11 protein-coding genes are annotated in these 12,021 nt (G+C 49.4%); 8 read left to right on the top strand and 3 right to left on the bottom strand.

The genetic code is table 11. The features are described 5' to 3' along the window. Positions 1 to 56: 56 nt before the first annotated feature. Positions 57 to 629, bottom strand: a complete 573-nt coding sequence (locus ADS79_RS28960; RefSeq protein ID WP_049741917.1) for a GNAT family N-acetyltransferase — start codon at positions 627 to 629, stop codon at positions 57 to 59. A gap of 110 nt (positions 630 to 739) precedes the next feature. Between ADS79_RS28960 and pdxR (ADS79_RS28955) the strand changes: the two genes are divergently transcribed. The 4 genes from pdxR (ADS79_RS28955) (at position 740) to ADS79_RS28940 (ending at position 3,590) form a co-directional block, all read left to right on the top strand. Further along, positions 740 to 2,164, top strand: a complete 1,425-nt coding sequence (gene pdxR / locus ADS79_RS28955; RefSeq protein WP_049741916.1) for a MocR-like pyridoxine biosynthesis transcription factor PdxR — start codon at positions 740 to 742, stop codon at positions 2,162 to 2,164. Between the two features lie 75 nt (positions 2,165 to 2,239). After that, positions 2,240 to 2,818 carry a TetR/AcrR family transcriptional regulator gene (locus tag ADS79_RS28950; RefSeq protein ID WP_049741915.1) on the top strand — a complete coding sequence of 193 codons (579 nt, stop codon included), beginning with the start codon at positions 2,240 to 2,242 and terminating at the stop codon, positions 2,816 to 2,818. After that, positions 2,815 to 3,189, top strand: a complete 375-nt coding sequence (locus ADS79_RS28945) for a DMT family transporter (protein ID WP_049741914.1) — start codon at positions 2,815 to 2,817, stop codon at positions 3,187 to 3,189. Before ADS79_RS28950 ends, ADS79_RS28945 begins: the two co-directional genes overlap by 4 nt. 8 nt (positions 3,190 to 3,197) lie before the next feature. Beyond that, positions 3,198 to 3,590: a YvaD family protein gene (locus ADS79_RS28940; RefSeq protein WP_174769608.1), complete on the top strand. Its 393-nt coding sequence runs from the start codon at positions 3,198 to 3,200 to the stop codon at positions 3,588 to 3,590. Positions 3,591 to 4,088: 498 nt separating this feature from the next. On the opposite strand, the gene pdxR (ADS79_RS28935) is transcribed toward ADS79_RS28940, so the two are convergent. Continuing rightward, on the bottom strand, positions 4,089 to 5,498 hold the full coding sequence (gene pdxR / locus ADS79_RS28935) for a MocR-like pyridoxine biosynthesis transcription factor PdxR (RefSeq protein ID WP_049741912.1): 1,410 nt from the start codon (positions 5,496 to 5,498) through the stop codon (positions 4,089 to 4,091). 127 nt (positions 5,499 to 5,625) lie between these two features. Here pdxR (ADS79_RS28935) and ADS79_RS28930 point away from each other — a divergent pair, with 127 nt between their 5' ends. Beyond that, positions 5,626 to 6,600: a proline dehydrogenase family protein gene (locus ADS79_RS28930; RefSeq protein WP_049741911.1), complete on the top strand. Its 975-nt coding sequence runs from the start codon at positions 5,626 to 5,628 to the stop codon at positions 6,598 to 6,600. A gap of 52 nt (positions 6,601 to 6,652) precedes the next feature. Here the strand turns inward: ADS79_RS28930 and ADS79_RS28925 are convergent, their stop codons facing one another. Further along, on the bottom strand, positions 6,653 to 7,645 hold the full coding sequence (locus ADS79_RS28925; protein WP_049741910.1) for a hypothetical protein: 993 nt from the start codon (positions 7,643 to 7,645) through the stop codon (positions 6,653 to 6,655). 190 nt (positions 7,646 to 7,835) lie between these two features. Between ADS79_RS28925 and ADS79_RS28920 the strand changes: the two genes are divergently transcribed. From ADS79_RS28920 to ADS79_RS28910, 3 genes are read left to right on the top strand one after another with little or no spacing between them, the layout of a single operon-like run. After that, entirely contained in the window at positions 7,836 to 10,205 is a 2,370-nt protein-coding gene (locus ADS79_RS28920) for a DUF7408 domain-containing protein (RefSeq protein ID WP_049741909.1), read from the top strand. Next, positions 10,202 to 11,128, top strand: a complete 927-nt coding sequence (locus tag ADS79_RS28915; RefSeq protein WP_049741908.1) for an ABC transporter ATP-binding protein — start codon at positions 10,202 to 10,204, stop codon at positions 11,126 to 11,128. The genes ADS79_RS28920 and ADS79_RS28915 overlap by 4 nt, the downstream gene beginning before the upstream one ends. After that, positions 11,125 to 12,018 (top strand): ABC transporter permease, encoded by an 894-nt coding sequence (locus ADS79_RS28910; protein WP_049741907.1) that lies wholly within the window; start codon positions 11,125 to 11,127, stop codon positions 12,016 to 12,018. Before ADS79_RS28915 ends, ADS79_RS28910 begins: the two co-directional genes overlap by 4 nt. Positions 12,019 to 12,021 lie beyond the last annotated feature (3 nt).

The raw sequence follows: 12,021 nt of genomic DNA, 5'->3' as shown, positions 1-12,021 counted from the left end.
CCTAAGGGCTAATTTTGTATGGGCTGGCTGGTGGAGCAACGCGTGCCATGCCTTCTCTATTTTCCATATTTCGCCCGATACTCTTCAGCCAGTATGGACATGAGGATGGAGTCATGGTACGCGTGGTCGTAATACAGCGCCTGTCTCTGGACGCCTTCCCGTACAAAGCCGAGCTTTTCATAGGTGTGAATTGCACGTTCATTGTAGGAGAAAACATTCAGCTCGATCCGGTGCAGGTTGAGAATGCCAAAGCCGTAGTCCAGCATCAGCACCATGGCTTCGCTCCCGTACCCTTTTCCTTGATAGGCAGACTGATCGATAGCGATTCGGATAAATGCACTGCGGTTGAATGTATCAATGTCGCCGATCTGGATATCGCCAATGACCTGATCGTTCTCGCAAAGTGCAATCAAAAGCAAAACACTCGCAGAGTCCTGTCCTTTGCTCTCGATGTACTGCTGGATCTGCTCGTGTGTGTAGTGCTTTTGCGTTCCAGTCAGCTTGCGTGTTTCCTTGCTGTATAAGGAACGGTAGTAAAACTCGCTATCTTCCTGACCAACCGGTCGCAGATAGACCCTGTTTCCTTCCAAAAAACGGACCGGGGAATTTGTATGCGCATGTGTAGACATGGGGATGTCCTCCTGTTTTTGTGATGATTTTTATTAGAATAACGAACCTGTGTATACTTGAAAATAGGCAGTTTTGCAAGAAATGAAAGGACAGATGAGGTGGAAGATATATGCTCCTGACCCCGAAATGGAATGAGGACGGAAATGAACCTCAGTACGTACAGCTCTACACCGCGATTAAAAATGAAATTGTCGCAGGCAAACTGACGGAGCATACTCGGCTGCCCTCGGTCCGCAAGCTGGCTGATCTGCTAGGGCTGAGTACAACTCCGGTAGAAATGGCTTATCAGCAGCTTTTAGCCGAAGGATTTATCCAGAGCAAGCCACGCAGCGGATACTTTGTCGAGGCGCTGCCTGATCCAGAGGTAAGATCGGGGGTCGACGTAAACGGGGTTGTTCAGGGCAGACGCCCTCTCCTGCGTGATGACAAGAAGTATCAGTACGACTTTCACATGTCCGAAAATGATTTCACGCTTTTTCCATACACGGATTGGCGTCGACTCTACCATCAAACACTGCGCATGGAGCAGCAGGAGGACCTTTTTTATGGCGATCCTCAGGGGGAGCCTGGTCTGCGCGAGCAAATAGCAGACTATCTCCAGAGGTATCGCGGTGTAGCTTGCACGCCGGATCAAATTGTGATTGGGGCAGACCAATTTGGATTGCTCTCGCTGATTAGTCTGCTGCTCGGGCATGAACTGCAGCAGGTTGCGGTGGAGAACCCGGGATATTTGCTGTATGCCAATACATTTCGTCAGCATGGGTACGAGGTAGTTCCGATATCGCTTGAAGAAGACGGAATAAGCATCAGCGAGCTGTATGAAGCCGATGCTCGGCTGGCTGTCGTGTCACCTTCCCATCAATACCCACGCGGGATGATCATGCCCGTGTCCAAACGTTTGCAGCTGCTGGAGTGGGCACAAACAGTGTCGGGATATATCATCGAGGACGATTATGACGGAGAGTTTCGCTATCATGGAAGGCCAATCCCTTCGCTGCAAGGACTGATGCCAAATGCCAACGTCATTTACATGGGCGGGTTTGCTCAAGTGCTGGCTCCGGCTATTGGTGTCTGGTATATGGTTTTGCCCGAGAAGCTACAGGAGAGCTACTACAATCTGCTTCGAGCGACACTTTTGGAGCAATCCGCGTCTCGGCTGCATCAGCGAACCTTACAAGCATTTATGGAAAAGGGATTATTAGAAAAGCATGTCCGGAAAATGCGCAGTCATTATCGCAAAAAGCATGATGCTCTACTCGATGCGATCCAAAAGCATTTTGGTGATCGTGCCAGCGTAATTGGTAAAGATGCGGGGTTTCACGTACTGCTGCGGGTGAATTCAGAGAAAAGTGAAGCTGAGCTAAAGCAGCTCGCGATACAAGCTGGCGTGAGGACATCCTCTGCCTCGTTTACGTGGTTGTTGCCTCCAGCGGTGATGCCCAAGGAGTTTTTTCTCGGATTTGCGGGTATTCCCTTGGAACAGATCGAACAGGGGGTCGAAGTGCTTTATCAGGCGTGGTTTGGGGGGAGTTGACAAACGAAAGCGGTTGGTGGAAAATATAGAAAACAAAATATTTTCCTTGTTTTCGAAAGGGAGTGTCATACGCACATGCAAGAGCGGATTATTCAGTGTGCGATTCAGGAGATAGAGGCGCGGGGCGTGCGGTTCACGATGTCAGATTTGGCACGTCGTGCTGCGATGAGTACGAAGACCTTGTATACCTATTTCCCGTCCAAGGAAGCGCTGATCACAAACGTCATCGAAGATAGTCTTCAGGATATACGAGAGCGCGAGGATCAGATTTTGCACGATCGCCAAATGGATCTTGCCGAGAAAATGAGGCAGCTGTTGGCCTTGGTGCCAAACAGCTTTGCCCGCACGGATTTGCGCGTATGGTTTGAGCTGAAGCGGTACTATCCTGAGCAGTGGAAGCTGATTGAAGAATTCAACCGCCAAGAGTGGGAGCATGTTCGGATCATTCTGGAGCAAGGTGTAGAACAAGGAATTTTCCGCAAAATTCAACTGCCTGTCCTGATTCAGATGTACACAGGGGGCATCGAGCAGTTGATTGATCAGCAAACCGCAAGCAACCCTCAAATGACGATCAGTGAAGCCTTAGATGCCATGATCGATATTTTACTGGGCGGAGTCTTGGCGACAAAAACAGGAGAGGAGGGCAAGAAATGACGAGCTGGATTTATTTGTTGCTGGCTATCTTGCTGGAAGTAGCAGGCACGACCTCGATGAAGCTGTCTGAGGGGCTTAGCAAGCCAGTCCCGAGCATCATGATGTTTATTTTCTATGTGTTATGCTTTTCGTCACTGAGCATGGCGCTCAAAGAGATGGAGGTTGGGATTGCTTACGCGATCTGGTCGGGACTCGGCACAGCCATCGTGGCGATTATTGGGGTAATTGTATTCAAGGATGCGTTCACGGTTAAAAAGGTCATTGCAGTCGGACTGATCATCGCAGGCTGTGTGTTATTGAATCTCGGGGACGGAGCGCATGGACAGCAGGCAGCAAAGCTGCCACAGGATACGGGAATGGCAGCCAAATGAACGGAACGATGAGACGACTGAGTCCATTTTTTTGGCTAACGGATGTCGGGTTTATTATTTACTGGCTGGTCACTTTTTTGGAAGTACTCCCAAAGGAATACATGTATCAGGATTACACCAATGCGAATTTGGTTGCCTGGAACCTGTCGTTTTTTCCGCTGGACATTATTATATCGATTACCGGATTTGCCAGCCTGCATGCCTATCACAAAGGAAAGAAAAATTGGCAGCAGCTGGCATTACTCTCGCTGGTGCTTACGTTTTGCTCAGGCTTGCAGGCCATCGCATTTTGGGCGTTCAAAGCTGACTTTGATTGGGGCTGGTGGATTCCCAATTTGTACTTGTTGATCTATCCGTTGTTTTTCCTGCCGCGTTTTATAGGCGAAAGACACGCAGGATAACCTGATTTTGGTCTATTGCGGGCAAATGTAAGTAGGCAGGAATTGATAGAAAACGTAGGTAGATACCTATTTTCCGTTGAATGATGTCAAGAGTCTATGCAGGTAAATGCCACCTTTGCATATACACATATAGTCATCAAAAATACGAGGAAAGAGGGCGACAGCATGTATTATCCGAGTGCGCAGTGGCCGTCATCGCAATCTTCGTTCTATGGCCGGTCTTCCTATGGTCAATCTTCTTACGGGCGTTCTTCTTATTATCCATCTCAGCAAGGACCAGGGTATCCACACCCTCCAGGTTGGGGCCATGGCCAAGGAAGCGGTCATGGTTGGGATCATAGATACAGATGTCCAGACTACTGTCGGAATTGCCCACCAGAATGTTGTCGGGGTCGTCGAAACTACTAATCTATCCCTTATAAAGAAGGAAATGAACAAAGAACCAAGTCCGCTAGTTTCAGGGATTTGGTTCTTTTTATTTGCAGAATTTCAAGAAAGCTACACAGCCAATATCGATTTCATTTTGCGCACGCCTTCCACAATATTTTCTTCAGAAACATTCCCGTATCCGATGATGACTTTATCGTCATGCTTGCCTCTGATAATAGCATGCTCCTCCACTGGATAGAGACGTACGCCACCCTGTTCCAAAGCGGCAAAACGCTCGGGTGTAAACGCAATCCCTGCAAAAGCTGCGACAATATGCAATCCAGCGGACTCCCCCCATATGCACACCTTTTCCCCAAACGCGTCGCGAAGCGCATCTGTCAGGCATTTTCGGCGCTTTTTGTACAGCTTTTTCACGCGGCTAATGTATTTTTCCAGATGACCTTCTTCAATAAAATGACAGAGTGCGAGCTGATCGAGTGTAGAGGTATGCAAGTCGGTGAACCATTTTGCCTCCTGATACTGTTTGACCAGGGAGGACGGGAGAACGAGATAACCGAGGCGCAGACCAGGAGACAAGATTTTGCTGAACGAGCCGATGTAGATCACGCGCTCCGGGGCTAATCCTTGAATCGCGCTGATCGGTGCACTTTCATAACGGAACTCACTGTCATAGTCATCCTCTACAATGTAGCAGTCCATCTCGCGAGCATGTGAAATAAGCTGGATTCGGCGCTGGATCGGCAATGTTCCGCCCAAAGGAAATTGATGCGACGGTGTGACAAAGACGAAGCTGGGAGCTGTGTGTACAGGGGAAGGCAAATCCTCCATCACCATGCCGTATGCATCTGCAGCTATAGGCTGGATGGTAGCACCCGCCGAGCGGAAGATGGTTTGAATATCCTGTGTTATCGGATCTTCCATCTGTACGATACTGCCGGGACCAAGCAGAACTTTGGCAATTAATGAGAGTGCTTGCGTAGCACCTGATGTTATAACAATCTGCTCAGGCTCACACTTGACACCGCGCATGCGATATAAATAACGGCTTAATACCTCACGCAGCTCCTGCTTGCCCTCTGGTCGGCCGTACCCAAAGGCGATAGCAGGTGCCTCCTGACAGACTCGCTGCACCATTTTTCCCCATGTCGTTCGTGGAAAAAGCTCCAGTGCGGGGACTCCGGAACGAAAATCAATGAATCCATGCCCCGACTCTTCTTCTGATTTTTTTGGCTGTGGGTATGCTTGGCTTAAGCTTCGCGCATGCTGCTCCAAATAGACGCCTGAGGCAACGAAATAACCAGAGCCCTGCATGCTTTCGATATAGCCTTCTGCTAAAAGCTGTTCATAGGCTTCCACCACGACGTTCCGGGAAACCTGCAGTTCATTTGCCAAGCTGCGCGTGGAGGGGAGCTTGTATCCGGCAGTAATCTCGCCAAATAATATTTTGGTGCGAATTTCTGTATAGAGCTGTCTGATCAACGACATCGGTTTCTCACGATCAATATTCATCCAAAGCAAAACGTGGCAGCCTCCTAGCCAAACTGGTCCTATTCAAATGAGCCCGAACTGGATCTAATTGTCTCCAGCTTATCATGGTACGGTGAAGAAAGAGAAGACAATGCCATGAGAAAAGGAGCGAGTCGAAATGACCGTTGATGAGCAGCAAACCGCTCACATTTTGCGAACGATCGCGCGTGACGAGCGCATCAAGGAGGCCGTATTGCATTCGCCGCAGCTCTATCCGTTGCTGCTGGCAGCAGCGAAGCGCTATGTGACAGGCGAAACCCGCGAGGAAGCGATGGCGGTAGCCTATAGAATGACGAACAAGGGGTATCGACTGTCTGTCGAGCAGATTGGTGAAAATACGATGGAGGCAGATGACACAAAACAGGTGAAGCAGGAATTTCTCGCTTTGATAAAAGATTGCGAAAAACTGGGGGTATCAGCGGGTATCTCATTTGACCTGTCTCATTTGGGACTGCTTGTTGATCCAGAGCTGGCTTACGCACACGTAGACGAAATGGCTGAAGAGGCCAGGAAGTCAGGTCAATATTTGATGATCAGCATGGAGGAATCGGTAAAGACGGAAGCGATTGTGAGTATGTATGAGCGGTTGGCACAGCGTCACGAAAATGTAGGGATTACGATTCAAGCGCATTTGCACCGCTCGCTGGAGGATATAACAAGGGTAGTAAAATTGCCGGGAAAGGTTCGCCTGGTCAAAGGCGCGTTCATGGAGCCACAAGAGATAGCGCAGCCGCGCTCACAAGAGCTGAATGAACGCTATTTGCAGCTCGCAGATATTTGTGTGCAGGCAGGAGTGCCATGCTCCTTCGCCACTCATGACCAATGGTTGGTCGAAGCACTGGCGCAGCGAGAATATGTATCGAGAGCACATGTGGAAATGGAGCTGTTGTACGGGGTTCGTCCAGAGCTAGCCGCTGCGCTGCGAGAGCAGGGTATTCCGGTACGTATCTATCTTACCTATGGAACGAAGTGGTTCCTGTATTTATGTCATCGATTGGCAGAATATCCACCGCATGTTCACCAAGCGATTGCAGATATGTTTGATCAGACGCGAATCCATGATGCTGCCTATGAACTCGTTTTCCATAAATAGCCTGAAAAAGACAGAAGCCACCTCGATGATGAGAGGTGGCTTTTTTGCTGGATCAGAAAGACTCAGACCGAACACACAGACCCCAGCCGAAAAATTCCCGATTGGTAAGCTCTGCCCGGATGGTGTTCACTCCAGCCTGCCAGCGAACGGGAAAGCTGGCATGATTACTCCGAATACGACCATCACTTGCGGGTGGGCTCCATCTCCATTCTCCTTGATAGATTTCCTCCTCGTTGATCCAGATGCGTAGATGGTCGCTAAAGCCGATCGAGAGAGTAGCTTCTGTGTCTGCATCAAAGGTAAGTGAGCTTTTTGCCTGTACGGCAGTCCCTTGTCCTGCTTTATAGAGTCGATTGATGTTCAACGTTCCGTTTTCCTCCACACGGACATGCTGCCAATTATTAATGCGTGCGGGCTGATCACTCGGCGTATAAGGCTCTGACATCATCCAGTCCGTTATGAAATCACCAGGCGTGCTTGCTTTCGCATCGACCTGGGGAAAGGAGTGCGATGGAATTTCTTCTAAGGAAAGGTTACGGATATACACGGGTAAATAGCCCCAAAATCCTATTTTTCCCGGTAAGCCGCCATGCTGGAGGCTTGTGATGACAAGCTGTGGGCACGCATCTTCACCGGCATATACAACAGCTCCCTCTGGGTGAACCTCCACCGTCAGCTTTAGCCACTCGCCAGTTTGGTACGAATATGGCTTTTGATAGCGTGGGCCGTTGTAAATTTGCCAGGTCATACAGCCGTTCATAATCGGGTCGTATTGAATTTCTTCTGGCGCCAGGTAAACCAGCTCGTAGTTTTGCGAATCACGGGCACCAAAGACAAGACCGACAAAACCGACTTGCTCAGGAATAGCGACTTCGGCTTGCAGCCGGTAATGAGTAAAGGGCACTGGCTTGCGAAGGAAGACAGGGGTATTGATTTTTGATAGAAAAAGCGCTTTTTGATCACGCCATGCTCCAGGGCGAGCTCCCGAGTCACCCAGATCAAAAGGCTCGGTATTCTCCCACAAGCTCCAAACAAACGGGTCCATTATTTTTCTCCTTATCTACGCAACGAAAGATTTATCATGTGGATATCTTTTCCATTTATCAAGAGAGTTCCTGCTTGCAAAATACCCATTTCAAAATAAACTGTAGCTTTTTTTCCTTGTTTTCCGTCATTAACTATATGAAAATGACAGATCTGTATTGATAGAAACTGTCCATGGAGGTATAGAGCGAATGAAAACGGCGAAGTGCCAAAGATGGCTGATTGCCATGTTTGCGTTCCTTCTCCTCGTGACGGGAGGGCCTGGAAGTCTGGCCACCATCGTCCATGCGGAGGAGTCGATCCAACTATCCGTAATAGCAGGGATTGGTGGAGAGTACAAGGAAACCGGGATTGTTCCTGTTCAGGTCACTGTGACGAACGGAGGGGCAGATATAGAGGGTGAGCTGTTGGTGGCTACGGGGGATCGGGGGAACAATGAATTTTCTGTAGGATATTATCAGCCTGTTTCTATAGCAAAAGGTGCCGCCAAGCAAGTAACGATTACAGTGCCCGGCTCGGAGCTGAATAGCAATACATATGTGGCATTGATGAAAAACGACAAGATTGTCGCGCAAACACCTGTAGGGGGAAAGCGCTACAGCTACGATACGTTGATGGTTGGAGTTCTCGCCCAAAGCCAGGATACAGCCAACTTCTTGGGAGTGCTGCCCAAGAATGTCGTTTCCTATGATGTGAGAGTGCTTCCGATGAAGCCGGAGCAGATTCCGGCCTCTGGAGCACAGCTCAAAATGATCAACATGCTCATTTTGAACAATTTTGCGCTCGACACGTTGAACGAGCAGCAGATCCAAGCGATTCGTGATTGGACAAAAGCAGGCGGTCTGCTCGTGATGGCAGGGGGAGCGCAGTACAAGAAAACAGCAGGAAAACTGGCGGATTTATCCCCAGTAGAAGTAACTGGGGTGACGAGTGTAAACGCGTTGTCCAGCATGCTGGCCGATAAGAGCAAGCCGATCGAGCTGAATGCGCCCTTCACCATCAGCCAAGGTACGATTACAAAAGGAAAGGTCCTTTACGCTGAGAATGGAGTACCTTTGTTTGCGGTCCATAACACTGGCGAGGGCAAAGTGTTGTACGCTGCCTACGATTTGGCGGAAGAGCCTGTAGCAAGCTGGGGTGGAAATGGACGCTTCTGGGCGGATATGCTCATCAAAGCTTTTGGATCGTCACTGGATACCTCTCGATTGACCAGCCTTGATCGTTTGTGGCCACTCCAGGAGGCAGCAGATCGAATCCCGGCACTGAAAATTCCGGAGGTAAGCTGGTTTGCGGTGTTTTTCGGAGTTTACGCCTTGATTGCAGGACCTGTTTTGTATTTTATTTTGCGTGCCAAACGCAAGCAGAGCTACATGTGGGTCATCGTCCCCGGGCTTGCGATTATAACTGGAATCGGAATTTTCTCCTTTGGTGCCATGCAGCGCGGCACTGGTGTCATGGTTCATCAGACAGGCTTCGTGCAGCTGACAAATGACGGACAAGCGAGAGCGAACGCAGTTACGGCATTTTTCGTACCAAGCAGTGGCGATTACAAGATGACGATTAAAGGATCGGGATTATCTCAGCCGATTTTGGAGAGCCGACGAACAGATCAAATTCCAAAGATTTGGGCGTCGATTCAGGCCGACCAGTCTGAGATTCAGTTCCGTGATGTAGAGTTTTGGTCCATGCGCAAGGTCGCATCTGAGAGAACCATACCGGATGCGGGAACCATTGATTCCAATTTGTCTTACGCAAACGGTGCTTTGAGCGGGACAATCACAAACAAAACCAAATATGCGCTGAAAGAAGTAAAGGTTGCTACAAGTGTACAGACACAGGAGTTTCCGGAATTGGCGCCAGGTGCAAGTGTGGAAGTGAACTTGCCTTTCCAGCCATCCGCACAAATGAGAAACAATATGAGACAGCGTCTTGCTACGCAGCTGCTGCCGCAGCGCTTGCAGCAGACTCCTCGTGAGCAATCACGGGAAGAACTCATGCTCGACATGGTGGAGTTTTGGCAAAAACGAGGGTCGAATTCGGAAGTCATGCTAGCAGGCTGGACAGATCAGCCAGTCGTAGAGTCGACGGTGCAAAATGAACGTGTAAAATCCGAAAGCATCTCATTGATCACTGCAGCCTTGCAGGTAAAACCGTCCAAGGACGGGCATGTGTATTATCCGGCAGGTACGTTTGATGTAACGATGTCGGGCAGCTCTGTGCCAGTAGAGGATGAGGGAGACGGCTACAGATTGCCTGCTGGAGATATCACATTTGATATCAATCTGTACCAGGATGAAAAGAAGCTGAGCATCATTAATCTGTATTTGTACACGTGGTCGGATGACAATACGCCATTCGCCAAGGAAGTATACAACTGGCGGACCAAGGCATATGAGCCGTTTGAGAAAGTGTTTACCAACAACGTCATGACGGGAGACAAGGCCGCGAGCTTTGTATCTGCCGATGGAATCATTCGCCTCAAGTTTGCCCACCAGTTTGGTGAACATCGCCACATTGGTATTCCGAATGTCAGTGTGGAAGGGAAGGTGAGCAATCCGTGATTCAGATTCAAAATTTACGAAAGCGCTACGGCAAAATGGAGGCATTGAAGGGGCTTTCGCTGGAGATTGAAAAAGGAACGGTATTTGGCTTCGTCGGTCCGAACGGGGCGGGTAAATCAACGACGATGTCGATTTTGGCTACGCTTCTGGAGCCGACGAGTGGGAAGGCGTACGTAGGCGGCTACGAGGTAACGAAGCATCCAAAGGAAGTCCGCAAGCTAATTGGATACATGCCCGACTTTTTCGGCGTTTATGATAATTTGACAGCAGAGGAATATCTGGATTTTTACGGGGCCAACTACGATATCCCGGCTGCCGAAAGAAAACAGATTATCCCCCAATTGCTGGAGCTGGTCAATCTCAGTCATAAACGGGATGCGTATGTAGATTCGTTATCCCGCGGGATGAAGCAGCGCTTGGGATTGGCAAGATCGCTTGTACACAATCCCGAGGTGCTCATCTTGGACGAACCTGCTTCTGGGTTGGACCCGCGAGCTCGGATTGAATTGCGGGAGATTTTAAAAGAGCTGCGTGATATGGGCAAGACAATTATTATCTCCTCGCATATTTTGCCGGAGCTGGCGGAGATGTGTGACGTAATCGGGATCGTAGAGGAAGGCAATCTGGTTGCCTTTGGACGTGTAGATGAAATCTACTCGAGAATGCAGGAGCAGCGTATTTTGCGTATCCGCCTGCTTGATCAGGTGGAGGAGGCGATGACTCATCTGCACACATTGCCTGTGGTCACGAATGTGACGCGGGAAGGAAACTGGGTGGTTGCCGGATTCTCCGGGAATGACGAGCAGCAGGTAGAACTGCTGCGTGAGCTGGCTGTAGCAGGCTTTCCGGTAGCCGCGTTCAATGAGACGGTCGGTGATCTGGAAGAAATCTTCCTGGAAATTACGAAGGGGGTGGGCTCATGAACGTTTTGAAGCGATTGCACAACCCTGTATTGTTCAATGAATGGAAAATGCGGATGCGTACGAACCGCTCCCCGTGGATCATTTTCCTGTACTTGCTAACACTTGGCGGGATGACACTGCTCTACATTTTTTTGCAGACAAATGGTGGGACTTACTATAATCCCAACCAGACACGTGAGCTGTTTATGATTTTGTCGATTTTACAGCTTGGGATGATCGGGTTTGTTGTTCCGGGACTGACGGCAGGTGTCATCTCGGGTGAGCGTGAGCGGCAGACGTTGAGCATTTTGCTCACCACCAACGTGAGTGCGACCAGACTGATCCTTGGAAAATGGCTTGCTTCACTCAGCTTTATGACCTTTCTTGTCTTTTCGACGATTCCGTTGTACGCCATTGTCTTTTTGTACGGAGGAATTTCGCCGGGGCAATTATTCAAGGTGTTCGGATTTTATGTGATCACGATGTTTGGCATTGGCAGTGTCGGTGTACTGTTATCTACGATCATCAAGCGGACAGGAATTGCAACCGTCATCACCTATGCACTTGTTTTCGGATATGCGATAGGCTCCAGTATACTGGCGGAGATCATTCGCGAGCTGATCCGTTATCAACGGAGAGTGAATTACGCTACGCAATCTCCGTTCCCGCTTTGGCCCGATCTTTTGCATAGCATCAATCCACTGTTTGCGATGCTGAATATTTTTGGAGAGGGTCCTGTACGGGATTTAACGAGAATGAACAATACACAGTTTTCCTTGTTGAATATCGATCCGTTTTGGTATTACTGCCTGTTTTTGGTGCTGGTTACGGTCGTCTGCCTGCTTCTGGCTATCTACCTCATTCAGCCAGTGCGCCCACGATTCCGCAGGTCCGCTCAAGTGGAGCAGTAAGCC

It is taken from the genome of Brevibacillus reuszeri (assembly GCF_001187725.1).
GTDB classification, from domain to species: Bacteria; Bacillota; Bacilli; order Brevibacillales; family Brevibacillaceae; genus Brevibacillus; species Brevibacillus reuszeri.
This window is presented reverse-complemented; position numbering and strand designations above follow the sequence as displayed.